13 protein-coding genes and 1 pseudogene are annotated in these 12,413 nt (G+C 69.2%); 3 read left to right on the forward strand and 11 right to left on the reverse strand.

Features of this window, described 5'->3' with window-relative positions:
* Positions 1-21: 21 nt before the first annotated feature.
* From ABZ904_RS19470 to ABZ904_RS19515, 10 genes and pseudogenes are all read right to left on the reverse strand, one after another.
* Positions 22-624 (reverse strand): GPP34 family phosphoprotein, encoded by a 603-nt coding sequence (locus tag ABZ904_RS19470; RefSeq protein ID WP_361824631.1) that lies wholly within the window; start codon positions 622-624, stop codon positions 22-24.
* Complete coding sequence (locus tag ABZ904_RS19475; RefSeq protein ID WP_361824633.1) at positions 621-2,066, reverse strand: NAD(P)/FAD-dependent oxidoreductase; 1,446 nt, start codon at positions 2,064-2,066, stop codon at positions 621-623. Before ABZ904_RS19475 ends, ABZ904_RS19470 begins: the two co-directional genes overlap by 4 nt.
* A gap of 101 nt (positions 2,067-2,167) precedes the next feature.
* Positions 2,168-2,614, reverse strand: a complete 447-nt coding sequence (locus ABZ904_RS19480; RefSeq protein ID WP_359392980.1) for a VOC family protein — start codon at positions 2,612-2,614, stop codon at positions 2,168-2,170.
* Positions 2,615-3,070: 456 nt separating this feature from the next.
* Positions 3,071-3,259, reverse strand: a complete 189-nt coding sequence (locus ABZ904_RS19485) for a hypothetical protein (protein ID WP_359392982.1) — start codon at positions 3,257-3,259, stop codon at positions 3,071-3,073.
* 121 nt (positions 3,260-3,380) lie between these two features.
* The gene (locus ABZ904_RS19490) at positions 3,381-3,809 is read right to left on the reverse strand and encodes an organic hydroperoxide resistance protein (protein ID WP_359392984.1); all 429 of its coding nucleotides are present in this window, start codon (positions 3,807-3,809) and stop codon (positions 3,381-3,383) included.
* A 1,106-nt stretch (positions 3,810-4,915) separates the two neighbouring features.
* Positions 4,916-5,110: a hypothetical protein gene (locus ABZ904_RS19495; RefSeq protein ID WP_361824638.1), complete on the reverse strand. Its 195-nt coding sequence runs from the start codon at positions 5,108-5,110 to the stop codon at positions 4,916-4,918.
* 396 nt (positions 5,111-5,506) lie between these two features.
* Complete coding sequence (locus ABZ904_RS19500; RefSeq protein ID WP_361824640.1) at positions 5,507-6,379, reverse strand: alpha/beta fold hydrolase; 873 nt, start codon at positions 6,377-6,379, stop codon at positions 5,507-5,509.
* An 11-nt stretch (positions 6,380-6,390) separates the two neighbouring features.
* The gene (locus ABZ904_RS19505) at positions 6,391-6,624 is read right to left on the reverse strand and encodes a hypothetical protein (RefSeq protein WP_361824643.1); all 234 of its coding nucleotides are present in this window, start codon (positions 6,622-6,624) and stop codon (positions 6,391-6,393) included.
* A 55-nt stretch (positions 6,625-6,679) separates the two neighbouring features.
* Positions 6,680-7,390 carry an alpha/beta hydrolase gene (locus ABZ904_RS19510; RefSeq protein WP_361824646.1) on the reverse strand — a complete coding sequence of 237 codons (711 nt, stop codon included), beginning with the start codon at positions 7,388-7,390 and terminating at the stop codon, positions 6,680-6,682.
* A 76-nt stretch (positions 7,391-7,466) separates the two neighbouring features.
* A pseudogene (locus ABZ904_RS19515) lies at positions 7,467-7,583 on the reverse strand (oxidoreductase); the annotation flags it as partial.
* A gap of 475 nt (positions 7,584-8,058) precedes the next feature.
* Here ABZ904_RS19515 and ABZ904_RS19520 point away from each other — a divergent pair.
* From ABZ904_RS19520 to ABZ904_RS19530, 3 genes are all read left to right on the forward strand, one after another.
* A complete protein-coding gene (locus tag ABZ904_RS19520; RefSeq protein WP_360996529.1) occupies positions 8,059-8,898 on the forward strand; it encodes an oxidoreductase in 840 nt (279 codons plus the stop codon).
* 99 nt (positions 8,899-8,997) lie between these two features.
* On the forward strand, positions 8,998-9,855 hold the full coding sequence (locus ABZ904_RS19525; protein ID WP_359392998.1) for an oxidoreductase: 858 nt from the start codon (positions 8,998-9,000) through the stop codon (positions 9,853-9,855).
* 330 nt (positions 9,856-10,185) lie between these two features.
* Positions 10,186-10,659, forward strand: coding sequence for a nuclear transport factor 2 family protein (locus tag ABZ904_RS19530; RefSeq protein WP_361824649.1), 474 nt, complete (start codon positions 10,186-10,188; stop codon positions 10,657-10,659).
* 222 nt (positions 10,660-10,881) lie between these two features.
* Here the strand turns inward: ABZ904_RS19530 and ABZ904_RS19535 are convergent, their stop codons facing one another.
* Positions 10,882-12,324 (reverse strand): aldehyde dehydrogenase, encoded by a 1,443-nt coding sequence (locus tag ABZ904_RS19535; protein ID WP_361824652.1) that lies wholly within the window; start codon positions 12,322-12,324, stop codon positions 10,882-10,884.
* Between the last annotated feature and the right edge of the window lie 89 nt (positions 12,325-12,413).

The raw sequence follows: 12,413 nt of genomic DNA on the forward strand, positions 1-12,413 counted from the left end.
GGGCACGCTTGCTGGAGGACGCTAGCCCCGCCACACGTTGTCGAACGCGGCGTTCTCGATGTCCCGCCGCAGTCGTACGGCCTCCAGCTGCGTCACCGCGTCGCCGACGGCGGCCAGCACCGTCGTGACCGCGTCCCCGATGAGGCGTTCGCGGGCCTCCGACAGGTCCTCCCCGATTCCCACCGCTGCCAGCAGAGCGGCGAGGACGGGCTCGCCGGACACTCTGCGTTCCTCCGCACTGCGGCGTGCCTGCGTATCGGCCGGCACGTCCCGCGCGAACCGCTGCCGGAATCCGTGGCCCCGTGGGTGGGTGACGAGCCCGGCCCGCTCCAGGTCGTCGACGTAGGCCGCGGCGAGGTCTCTGCCACGGTGCCACAGCCAGTTGTCGACCGTTTCGTAAGGCTCCCGCCGGACGAGCGAGGCGTCCGCCTGGTCGAGCAGACGGTCACCCGTCGCCGCCCTCGGGCCGGGCACCATGCGATCGCCGTCCAGGCTCAACGCGCCGCTCTCCAGGAGATCGATCGCCTCGGCGCCCGCGAGGGCGAGGGACAGATCGCCCTGCTCGACGCTCCGGTCGGACGGCATCCTCAGGGCGACGAGCACGAGGTCCCGTGCGGTGGTCATGAGTCCCGCCTCGTCTCTAGCAGGCGCAGCCACACCTCGCTGATGGTGGGGAACGCGGGTACGGCGTGCCAAAGACGCTCGACCGGCACCTCCCCGGTGATGGCGACGGTGGCCGAGTACAGCAGTTCGCCTACGCCCGGTCCCACGAAGGTGGCGCCGACGACGACCTGACGGTCCCGGTCGACGAGGATCCGGGCCCTGCCTCGGTAATCAGGGCGGTACTGGACCGCGCCGGCGAGGTGACCGATGTCGTAGTCGACGACCTCGACGGCCCGGCCGGTGCGCTCGGCCTCGCGGACCGTCAAACCTACGGAGGCGACCTCGGGGTCGGTGAAGACGACGCCCGGAACAGCCTCGACGTCGGCCGTGCTGCTGTGGGGTGCCCAGCGGCCGGTGACGAGCTCCTCGCCCCGGGCCCGGCCGGCGATCACGGCACCGGCGATACGGGCCTGGTACTTACCCTGGTGGGTGAAGAGGGCGCGGCGATTGACGTCGCCGACGGCGTACAGCCAGTTTCCGGGGACGGCGGTGACGGTCAGACTGTCGTCGGTGGCGAGCCAGTCACCCGGTTCGAGTCCCACGGTGTCGAGCCCGATGTCGTCGGACCGTGGGGCGCGGCCGGTGGCGAAGAGGATCTCGTCGCCGGTGATCTCACTGCCGTCCGACAGGGTGACTCGGACCTCGCCCTCTCCGTCGTCCACCCGCGCAGCGCCGACGACGGAGATGTTGAACCGTACGTCCACACCGGCCTCCCGCAGGCGCTCGGTGACCAACTCGCCCGCGAAGGGTTCCAGCCGGGGCAGCAGCCCCTCATCCCTGGCGAGCAGGGTCACCCGACTGCCCAGGGCCTGCCAGGCGGTGGCCATCTCGACGCCCACCACACCGGCGCCGACGATCACGAGGCGCTGTGGCGGTTGCTGGGCGCTGGTCGCCTCCCGGCTGGTCCAGGGCCGCAGGTTCTCGATCCCGGGCAGAGGGGGCAGGGCCGCACGGCTGCCGGTGCACACGGCGACGGCGTGCCGGGCCCGCAGGTGGACGGTGTCGCCGTCGGAGGTCTCCACGGACACCTCGCGCTCCGCCGTCAGGCGTCCGTGGCCGCGCAACAGGTCGATGCCGGCTGACTTGATCCACTCCACCTGGCCGTCGTCGTTCCAGTCGGCGGACATGCGATTGCGGTGCGCCAGGACGGCTTCGACGTCCAGAGGGCCCTTGACGGAAGGGGCGAGACCGGGGACGTGCATGGCATCGGCACGGAGCAAGGCGGGGCGCAGCAGGGCCTTGCTGGGTTCGCAGGCCCAGTAGGAGCACTCGCCGCCGGCCAGTTCGCTCTCGACGATGACGGTACTCAGACCCGCGGCGGTGGTGCGGTCCGCGACGTTCTCGCCGACCGGACCTGCGCCGATCACTATGACGTCGTACGTGCGGATGTTCTCGGTCGTCATGTGTCCTCCGGTGGCTGGATGCCGGTCGATTGGATGTCGTGGTCCGTAGGGGATGGCGGTCCGGGCGCGGCCGGGGAGGTCAGCCGCGCCGGGACGGGCTGTCAGCGGCCGGGGGCGCGCTCGGTGACCTCCTGGAGGAACCACTCGTTGCCGTCGAGGTCCTTGAAGGCGGCGAAAGTGCCGTAGCTGGCCCGCTCGGGGTGCAGGCCGGGCACCCGATGGGAGTCGCCGGCGTGGTGGAAGGCACCGGTCTCGTCGCGGAACGGGCCGGAGACCTCCACACCCCGGGAGGTCAACTCCTCCTGGGCCTTGGCGATATCGGTGACGGTCAACTGGAGGCCGTGGAGCGTGCCCGCCTCCTGCCGAGTGAGGCCCTCCCCGAAGATGATCGAGCACTCGGAGCCGGGCGGGGTCACCTGCACGATCCGGTAGCCGTCGTTGATCGGGAAGTCGGCGTCGAGGCGCCAGCCGAGCTGCTCCACGTAGAAGCCCTTGGCGAGGTCCACGTCGGAGACGGGCAGAATGACGACTTCGAGCTTCATGTCCATGGCTGTGATCTCGCTTTCGATGGTCGGGTTTTGGGGTTGGGGTCGGTGGGCGGTGCCCCCGCGGACGGACGCGCCGAGCGCGGGGCCCGCCGTGGGTCTCGAGACCACACCAGTCACCGGCCTCATGTACGCCGGCCGGGGCCGTGCCCTCAGTGTTGGCCGCGATCGATATCTGCCGCGTCAGTCAGCTGACGGTGTGTCCCAGTCGGCCGCCGGCACCAGGCACCTAAGCCATCCGCACCAGATGACCCTTCAGATACATGAGGCAGTTGGGCGCGCTGCCCTCAACCGGGTGTGCGCGCACGGCAGTCCATGGCCTTCGACCGGACGCGGCGTCGGACTGCGGACGAACTCCGGCCGGACCGGCTGCGGCGAGCAGGGCCAGGGAGAGTCGGCTCGGGTTGTCCCTGCAGCAGGGTGCCGATGGCCACCCGCGCGGGCCCAACCGCGCGTCCGTCACAGGAAGGTCGAAGCCGCCGGGCCGTACCCCAACAGCGTCACACTCTCCGCCCAGTTCCATATCTGCGTGTCCGTGGGCCGGTCACCGTCCTGGGGGTTTGCCGCGATTCGGGACAGCCGCTCGCCGGAGACACGGTCGAGATCCGAACGACGATGCCTGACGGTCCGTACGTATGTGTGCGTCATGGAAGCCATGTCCTGCCCTCGCTCATAGGTCGGCGGTGTGGGTACGGCTGAGAGATCTCGGATCCCGCACAGAGGGGCGTAGAGGGGGAACACGGGACCCAAGGTGGAGGGGAGGAGTCGATCAGGCAGCAGCGCTGGCGTTGATGGTGACCGGGATGTTGTTGCGCGTGGCCTTGGAGTAGGGGCAGATCTGGTGGGCGGCGTGCGCGAGCTCCTCGGCGGTGGCCTGGTCGACACCGCCTAGGACGGGGTTGAGGACCGCGGAGAGGGAGAACTCGCCGTCATCGCCGTGGGTGAGGGTGATCTCGGCGGTGATGGTGGTGCTGGTGAGGCGGATCTTGCGCAGCGTGGCGGCGCGGCGGAGGGCGCCCAGGAAGCAGGCGGCCCAGCCGGCTGCCAGCAGCTGCTCGGGGTTGGTCGCGGTGCCTGCGCCACCCACCTCCTTGGGGAGAGCGAGGCCGGTCTCCAGCAGACCGTCGGAGGAGCGCACGTGACCGCCGTTCCGGCCCTCTCCGTCGACGTCGACAACGGCGGTGTAGCTGACTGCCATGACTGGTGCTCCCCATCTGGGTCGAAAGGTCTTCGGACGCCTGCAGGCCAGGACACTTTCGCGTCACTGGTTGAGGCGGTGACGAAAGCATGGCAGAGCTTTTCGTCACCTGTCAAAGGGGTGACCGAGAGTCTTTTGTGTGGCCGTCTCCCCACGACGAGCCGGTGCCGTCTTTGACGGATGACGCACCGCGCTCGGCAACGCGGGCGCGCGCGCCGTGAGTTACATCTGCCCTCTGACGCGCCCCCTGACGGTGGGCGGAGCGACCTCCGACGAGGTCTCCCCGGCGCACCGGCTGAGCGGGGCCGACAGCACACGTGTGCTTGATCCCTCGTGCGCCAGGGGTCGGCCGGCCGCACGGATGGCACACCTCGGGTGTTCCGGGCGGTACTACCGTTCGAGAGCTACCGGGAGGGCGCGCCGTCTGTGCCTCTCGGAGGCGGGATGATCGCGCCTCACAGATGGACCTCAACCGAAGGAACGTCCAGCGGCGCATCCAGAGGGTGATGGCAGATGCCAGTGCAGGGACACGCATGCAGCCCGCCTGGCTCGCCGCGCCCGACGCGGCTGGCAACGAGAGAGCCCGGTTCAACCACCCTGTCCGCACGGTCCGTTACGGAGGCGGGAAGCCGCGTGCTCACGCAGCGGCCGCCAGTCCGGTGGCGCCAGGCGCACCCGGGCGGCCTGCTCCAGGAAATCGGCGAGGATCTGACGCGGGAGGCGCGCAGGAAGCCGATGCGGCTGCCGATGAGCCGTCGGGCCACGAAGCCCCGTACCGAGGTGTGGCCAGGCCCAGCCATGGCAGGTCGTCGACGATGAGCAGCAACGACGTGTCGCGGGGCCTCGCGGTGACTGCGGTCCAGCAGCTCGAAGGAGGTGAAGAGGGGCACGAACAGTTGATTGAGACCGGCCTGGCTGATGCCCGCCTCGGACTGCACTCCGCTCGCCCGCAGCAAGCGGGGGCCCTGGTGCCCTGGCCGGCCTGCTCACACCGGCTGGGTATACGGACATCGACAGTCCGCCCGTCCTTGGCTGCCGGCGAGTGACGCCGGGGTGCGCGCGGGCCGCCGATCAGCGAGGCGCGCGACTGTAACCCGGCCCGCGGCCTACAGCCCCAGGTCGAGAGCCAGGCACGAGTAGTAATTCCACGAGCCTTCGGGGTTGTACGAAGCGTTCACCCCGCTGTTCGGCCCGGCCTCCACCTCTTCGGTCATGTCCTCGAAGCGGATGCGCTCGGGAAGCTTGCCAAAGCGCGCGTGCCGCGCCGCCGCGGCGGGATCGCCGGCGAGTTCCTTGCTCATGACCATTCTCCACTTCGCCGATCACGGATGGCGTCCCCATCGCCACCAGGGACGTTATCAGCGTGCACCTACATGCGTCACCTGTCAAGGTGGTGACGCATCGCACACGCGGCCCGATCGGCGACCACCTCACGGCGTCGACTTCGAGGGCTGCGGTAGGGAACGCCCGAGGCTGCCCGGCCCCGTCATTCGTCACCGTTCTAATGAGTTACGAGGGTCCTCAAGTCGGGCATCCCTGTCAAGGCCCCACCGACACGGCACCGTCTCAGAGCTGCTCACGAACCCATGTGACCCAGTGCTACGCCCTACGTACGGCGGACCTTCAGGACGGCGCCCAGGTGGTCGAGGCCTGCCCGTCCTTCGCGTGCCGCTGTCCCGCCGTGGGCCGGCCTGTTTTCACCGACGGCCGGCCAGGAAGTCAGCGCACAGTCGGTTGAACCGCTCGGCGCGTTCGTACTGGGGCCAGTGCCCGGTCCCGGCAGCCAGGTAGAGGTCGCAGTCGGGCAGGCGGTCGGCCAGCATCCGGGCGCCGGAGGGCCGGTTCACCTTGTCCGCCGCGCCCCACACGACCAGTGTGGGAACGGCGAGGCGGGTCAGGCGCGCATCGCGTGTGAGATCCATCTTCCAGATCGTGCGCAAGGCGCCCCGGCCGGAGGGGCGGCGCAGCGGTGGTGCGGCGACGGCCTCTGGGTCGAGGCTGGCCCGATAGCGCTCCTCGATGGCGGAGTCGGTGATGTCGGCGTCGTCGAAGACGAGGTAGCGGCGGATGAACTCCTCCAGCTTCTGCCGGGAGGGCCCGTCGCCGGTGTAGTAGCTCAGCAGGCGGTTCACGCCGGGGGTGGGCAGGGCGCGGGTGGTGCCGATACCACCGGGGGCCACAAGGACCATGCGGTCGACCCGGTCGGGGGTGTCCAGGGCCAGGCGCAGGGCGCAGGCACCGCCGTAGGAGTGGCCGACCAGGTGTGCCTTCTCCAGGCCGAGCCGGTCCAGCAGGCCGCGGACGCCGTCCGCGAGGTGGCCGAAGGGGTCGGCGGGGTCGACGCCCTTGGTGCTGCGGCCGTAGCCGGGCAGGTCGGGGACGATGACCTGGTGGTCCCTTGCCAGTGCCGTGATATTGCGGACGTAGCTGGAGACGCCGTTGGTGCCGGGTCCTCCGCCGTGCAGCAGGAGCACCGCCGGGCCCTCCCCTGCCTTGGCAACGAAGATCTTCTGGCGGCCGGTGTCGTAGGTCGCCTCATGCAGCGTCGGCAGGGCGGCTTGTGCGGTCATCGCGGTGTTCCTCACTGGGCGGCCTTCGCGGCGGGCGTCGAACATACCTGGAGAGCACATCGGCCCCGGGCCGGGGCCAGGGTCGTCGAGGGAGACACCCGCCTCCTCGATGTCCGCTGGATGCTGAGCTCGGAGAAGGGCTCGCCGGCATCGAGCAGCCGGTCCAGGCTGGACATCACCAGCGCCTGGGTCGCGGCCGAACGTGCGCCATGATGCTCGGCCTGTTGTCGGGGCACGGAGCTCATCAGGCACCTTCCGCTCGTCGCGCGGGCCCACGCCTCGACAGTCCGGTCCAGCACCCTATGCGGGAGTGCCCAACGCGATCTGTTCGAGGAGGTCTGCCAGCTTGCCGGGCATGGAGAGCAGCGGAGTGTGGCCGCTGGGGAGGTGATACGTGGCACCGGTCCGCTCGGCGAACGGCTCCTGGTACGACGGGGGAAGGCTCTGGTCGTCGTCGCAGACGACGTAGCTGGTGGGAAGGGTCTTCCAGCCGGCCCGGCGCACCGGCTCGGCGAAGGAGAGCGCGGTCTGCGGCAGCAGGCGCGCCAGAGCGACATCCCTCTTGTCCCCAGGCACGTCGTTGTAGAGCGTCACCTCCGGGTTCTCCCGGACGGGGATGACACCCTCCACCGTCGAGAGATCCGGCTGCTCACCGCCGAAGCACGTCATCAGGCTCTCCCCCTCGTCCAGGGCGAAGGCGGCCAGGTACACGATGTGGGACACGTTGGCGGCTCCCGGGGTCGCCTGGGTGACCGGAGCGCCACCGTAAGAGTGCCCGACGACCACCAGGGGAGCCTGGACGGCGTCGATCTTCTCTCGGACCACCCGGGCGTCGTCGAGGAGACCGGGGAGTTTCCCACCGGACCCTTCGGGGACGACGCTCGGCAGGTCGACCGTGTGGCTGGTCCAGCCCCGGTCGGCGAGAACGTCCTGGAGCTCGCGCCAACACCACGAGCCGTGCCATGCCCCGTGCACCAGGAGAAACTGGGGGCTTCGCTTGCTGTCGTTCATCTCACTCCTTCGTGGGTCGGTCCCGCATCGGGGACAGGGCCGACGGGGTCAGCACACCGCGGGAAGGGAGTAGTCCCACACCGAGACCGGAGGACCCTCCGGTGACGATCATCCGGCGCCCGCTCAGATCGACGCTGTCGAGTACCTCCGCGGCGGTCGTGCACGGTCCGAACGAAGTGGCTGTCGACGTCACTCCTGTGCCTGCGCCCTGAAGGGGACCGTTCTTCCTGACTGGAGACACACCTGTTGGCCGCTTCCGCCAGGAGTTCCGCGAGAGCAACCATACAACGTGGTCACACGTAGGGGCAGGCACGTCGATTCCGCGCACGTATGAGCGTATGTTTCCGTGCACGGCCACCCGACGTCCGAGACCGGACTTCGCGTGTCGGCCCGGAGCGCGTCCGCGTCCCACAGGTCTCGTCGATGACGCGTACGGCCGATGACTTACGCATGCCGCTGACGTCGGCGATCGGCACGGAGGCAACAGGCAGTCAAACGACGGACGCCTCATGCGGGACACACAGCAAGACTGAGAAACATCCTGCCGATACGCGTCCCGACGACACATGCATGTGTCGACGGCCCGATTCGCCGTGCGCGTTCTCCTCAGGAAGCTCTCCCTGCACTACGAGTTGGATCACTCCCAGCCGAACCAACGAAGGATACTGATGACCAGCACATGGTTGATTACAGGCGCTTCCCGGGGCTTCGGGCGCGCCTTGGCGGAAGCTGTTCTGGAGTCCGGTGACCGGCTGGTGGCGACCGCCCGACGCCCGGAGCAGTTGGCCGATCTGATCTCCCGTTACGGCGATCGAGTGCGGGCGGTCCCCCTGGACGTCACCGACACAGCCGCGGCCCAGCAGGCGGTGCGGGCGGCCGCCGACGCCTTCGGCCGTCTGGACATCGTGGTGAACAACGCCGGCTACGCCAACAGCGCTCCCATCGAGGAGATGGCGGAGGACGACTTCCGCGCTCAGTTCGAGGCGAACTTCTTCGGGGTCGTCAACGTCACCCGGGCCGCCCTTCCGGTGCTGCGCGGGCAGCGCTCGGGGACGTTCCTGCAGTTCTCCTCGCTCGGCGGCCGGGTGGGCGGCACCCCGGGCATGGGCGCCTACCAGAGCGCGAAGTTCGCCGTGGAGGGCTTCTCCGAGGTCCTGGCCAACGAGGTCGCCCCCTTCGGGATCAAGGTCGTCATCGTCGAGCCGGGCGCCTTCCGGACGGACTGGCAGGGCTCGTCGATGGAGCTGCACACCGTGAGTGCCGACTACGAGGAGACCGTCGGCGCCATGAACAAGTACCGGGCGGAGAACAACGGCACGCAGCCCGGCGACCCGGTCCGCGCCGCCAAGGTCCTCATCGACGTCGTCAACGAGGACGACCCGCCGCGCCGTCTCCTGCTCGGTGCCCAGGCCGTGGCCATGGCCCTGGAGGCGGGCGAGGCGCGGACCGCGGAGACGCGGAGGTGGGCCGCGGCCAGCGGCGCGGCGGACTTCCCGGCCGGGGAGTAGGCGCACCGGGCCGCCGTAGCCCCTCGCGCCCCGGCGTCTCCCCCGCCTTCCTCCCTCCCCTACGACACCCCTTTCACCCGATCTGAAGGAGACCACTTCATGTCTCGCAAGACCTGGCTCATCACCGGCGCTTCCAGCGGACTCGGCAGGGCCCTGGCCGAACACGTCCTGGCACAGGGCGACCAGGTGGTGGCGACGGCCAGCTCGACGCGGGCCACCACCGAACTGGCCGCCCGTTATCCGGAGACCGCGATGGCGGTCAAGCTCGACGTCACCGACGCCGAGGACCGTGCCGCGGGCGTGCGCGCCGCGCAGGAGCGCTTCGGCGGCATCGACATCCTCGTCAACAATGCCGCCATCGACTTCGTCGGCGCTCTGGAGGAGCAGGAGGAGAGCGACTACCGCAGGCTGTTCGAGGTCAACTTCTTCGGCGCGGTCGCCCTCACCCGGGCGGTGCTGCCCGGTATGCGCGGCCGGCGCAGCGGCATCATCGTCAATGTCTCCTCCATGGACGGCCTGGCGAGTCTGCCCGCCAACGGCTACTACTCCGCGAGCAAGTTCGCGCTGGAGGGCTTCACCGAGGCCCTGTGGCAGGAGATCGAGCCCATCGGCCTGCACGCGATGATCATTCAGCCGGGTTCCTTCCGGACCGGCATCGAGAACCGGACCCGGGCGTCCGGCGAGGCCATCGCGGACTACGCCGCCACGGCCGGCGCATTCCGCGCCATGATGAGCAACCTCACGCCGGAGATGTTCCCTGGCGACCCGGAGCGGGCCGCCGAGGCGATCTACCAGGCCGTCAGCGGCTCGGAGTTGCCCCATTGGGTCGTCCTGGGCAGCGACGCCCAGCGGCGCATCGGCGTCAAGTTGGACCAGCTGAGGACCGAGTTCGAAGCCGGTAAGGAGCTGGCGTTCAGCACGGACTTCCCGGGGGCCGCCGACAACGCGGTGCTCTGAGCCTCACAGGTCGGCACGGCCTCCCGTCCGTGAGGTGCGCGAGTCCGTGTCACCCGGCCCACCGGGCCCGGGGCACGGAATCAGCCGTACAACCGGGCCCGGGCGCAAGGAATCGGCGCAAGGCGCACACCGAAGTGATCTTCTCGACCTTGGTGTGCGCCTTGGCCTTGAGCCTCTTTCTGCATCGCGGCTTCCGCAGCGGTCGCCGGCCCTAAGCACCATGCAGACGACACCGATCATGGCAATCTACGTGTCACAACCGGCCCATTGCAGCCTTGTTGTCGTCGGCGGCAGCGCGCTGAAGATCGCCCCTCTCGCTTGGAGGACACCATGTCCACATCCACTCCCATGCCCGCCGATCCCGCGTCGAGCTACCGGGCTGTCGAGAACCTGATTGCACGTTATGCCGAGCTCGTGGACGACGGCGACTTCGCAGGACTCGGCATCCTTCTCGCTGACGCCACCTTCACAGGCAGTGGCGAGCCGGTGAGCGGCCGGGACGCGATCGAGAAGATGTTCCAGGACACTCTGATCGTCTACGCCGACGGCACGCCGCGGACCCAGCATGTCACCACCAATGTGGCCATCGAGGTCGACGAACAAGCGAGCACGGCGGTATCGCGTGCGTACGTCACCGTGTTGCAGGCGCTGCCCGACCTGCCGCTGCAACCCATCGCCGGCGGTCGCTACCACGACCGCTTCGAGCGCCGTGATGGGCAGTGGCGCTTCGTGGAGCGCCGGGTCCGCATCAACCTGGTCGGCGATGTGAGTCGCCATCTGCGCCAGGCAGCCGCACAGCGGTAGCCCTTCCCCCGGGACGGACGCTTCGAAGCTCCCCAGCCAGTGAGCCTTGCCAGACGCCCGGTTGGAAAAGGCTCCCTGTCTCGATGGCCGGCGTGAAACGGACCGCTCGGAACCGTCAGTCGACAGCCGGAAACGCCGCGCCGGTGGCAGGGGGTCGGGCCACCTGCCACCGTCGGCGGTAATGCAATGTCGTGCGATCGGCCGGGGTTCGTCCCGCCGGGGTCAGACGGTGATGGTCTTGTACTCGGTGTAGGTGCCGAGGCCGACCGCGCCGTATTCGCGGCCGATACCGCTCGCCTTGAAGCCGCCGAACGGCCCGTCGAAGGCGACGGAGGCGCCGTTGATCGTGATGGTGCCGGTACGGACGCGGCGGGCGACCGCCAGGGCGTGCTCCTCGTCGGAGGACCAGACACCGCCGGAGAGGCCGTACTCGGAGTCGTTGGCAATACGGACCGCGTCGTCCTCGTCGTCGTAGGCGATGACCACCAGGACCGGGCCGAAGATCTCCTCCTGCGCGATCCGCATGGAGTTGTCGACGTCGGCGAAGACGGTGGGAGTGACGTAGTTGCCCTTCTCCAGACCCTCCGGGATCTGCGGACCGCCGGTGACCAGACGGGCGCCCTCCTCGATGCCGAGCTGAATGTAGCTCCGCACCCGATCCTGCTGGTCGGGGCGGATCACCGGGCCGATGAAGGTGTCGGGGTCGCTGGGGTCGCCGACCTTCAGCGACTCCACCAATTCCTTCAGCGCGGCCACGACCTCCTCGTACCGGCTGCGCGGAGCCAGGATCCTGGTCTGGGCGATGCACGACTCGCCGTTGTTGAGCAGGGAGCCGAACTTCACGCCCGCTACGGCCTTCTCGATGTCCGCGTCGGGGAGGATGAGGGCGGCGGACTTGCCGCCCAGCTCCAGGCTGACCCGCTTGAGCTGCTCGCCGGCGATCGAGGCGATGCGGCGGCCGGCCCCCGTCGAGCCGGTGAAGGCGATCTTGTCGATCTCCTTGTGCGACACCAGGTACTCACTGGTCTCCCGGTCCGCGGGCAGGACGCTGATCACGCCCTCGGGCAGGCCCACCTGCTCCAGCAGTTCGGCCAGGAAGCCCATGCTCAGCGAGTTCTCCGGAGACACCTTGAGGACCACGGAGTTACCGGCGACCAGGGCGGGGATGATCTTCGAGGTGGCCGAGGAGAAGGGCGAGTTCCACGGGATCACCGCGGCAACGACGCCGACCGCCTCGCGGCGCACCACGCTGCGCACAGGGGACGCGGGGTCAGAAGGGACGAGCGTCTCCTCCCAGCCGAACTCCTCCGCCGCCTTCAGGTAGGCGTTCGCCTGCCGGGTCAGGCCGGGCTGTCCGGCACGGGTGAACCAGCCGGCTGAACCGTTCTCCAGCGAGATCAAGCGTGCGATCTTCTCCGCGTTCTCCTCACGCAGCGCGTTGAACCGCCGCAGGACCGCGATCCGGTCCGCCGGCGGGGTCAGACGCCAAACGCCCGCCTCGAACGAGGCACGTGCCGCGGCAATCGCTCGGTCGATGTCCGCCGGCCGTGCCTGCGCGGCGCGGCCGACCACCGACTGGTCGTGCGGCGAGGCGATGTCGAGCAGCTCCCGGTTGCTCGGCTCGGCCCAGGAACCTCCGATGAAAAGCCGGTCGTAGGTGATCATGTGCTTTCTCTCTTCCGGTGCTTTCGTTTCAGTTCGTTCGGACGCATCAGTCAACTGCCACTGAACTGTAGCACTTATTTGCGCTAGAT

Source organism: Streptomyces sp. NPDC046900, assembly GCF_040644975.1.
Lineage (GTDB): Bacteria > Actinomycetota > Actinomycetes > Streptomycetales > Streptomycetaceae > Streptomyces.

What these genes read in the sequence shown, in the direction of transcription:
- ABZ904_RS19485 (WP_359392982.1), bottom strand. Translation starts at nt 3,259, where the DNA reads ATGACGCACACATACGTACGGACCGTCAGGCATCGTCGTTCGGATCTC.
- ABZ904_RS19490 (WP_359392984.1), bottom strand. Translation starts at nt 3,809, where the DNA reads ATGGCAGTCAGCTACACCGCCGTTGTCGACGTCGACGGAGAGGGCCGG.
- ABZ904_RS19475 (WP_361824633.1), bottom strand. Translation starts at nt 2,066, where the DNA reads ATGACGACCGAGAACATCCGCACGTACGACGTCATAGTGATCGGCGCA.
- ABZ904_RS19520 (WP_360996529.1), top strand. Translation starts at nt 8,059, where the DNA reads ATGACCAGCACATGGTTGATTACAGGCGCTTCCCGGGGCTTCGGGCGC.
- ABZ904_RS19535 (WP_361824652.1), bottom strand. Translation starts at nt 12,324, where the DNA reads ATGATCACCTACGACCGGCTTTTCATCGGAGGTTCCTGGGCCGAGCCG.
- ABZ904_RS19525 (WP_359392998.1), top strand. Translation starts at nt 8,998, where the DNA reads ATGTCTCGCAAGACCTGGCTCATCACCGGCGCTTCCAGCGGACTCGGC.
- ABZ904_RS19495 (WP_361824638.1), bottom strand. Translation starts at nt 5,110, where the DNA reads ATGAGCAAGGAACTCGCCGGCGATCCCGCCGCGGCGGCGCGGCACGCG.
- ABZ904_RS19500 (WP_361824640.1), bottom strand. Translation starts at nt 6,379, where the DNA reads ATGACCGCACAAGCCGCCCTGCCGACGCTGCATGAGGCGACCTACGAC.
- ABZ904_RS19530 (WP_361824649.1), top strand. Translation starts at nt 10,186, where the DNA reads ATGTCCACATCCACTCCCATGCCCGCCGATCCCGCGTCGAGCTACCGG.
- ABZ904_RS19505 (WP_361824643.1), bottom strand. Translation starts at nt 6,624, where the DNA reads ATGAGCTCCGTGCCCCGACAACAGGCCGAGCATCATGGCGCACGTTCG.
- ABZ904_RS19510 (WP_361824646.1), bottom strand. Translation starts at nt 7,390, where the DNA reads ATGAACGACAGCAAGCGAAGCCCCCAGTTTCTCCTGGTGCACGGGGCA.
- ABZ904_RS19480 (WP_359392980.1), bottom strand. Translation starts at nt 2,614, where the DNA reads ATGGACATGAAGCTCGAAGTCGTCATTCTGCCCGTCTCCGACGTGGAC.
- ABZ904_RS19470 (WP_361824631.1), bottom strand. Translation starts at nt 624, where the DNA reads ATGACCACCGCACGGGACCTCGTGCTCGTCGCCCTGAGGATGCCGTCC.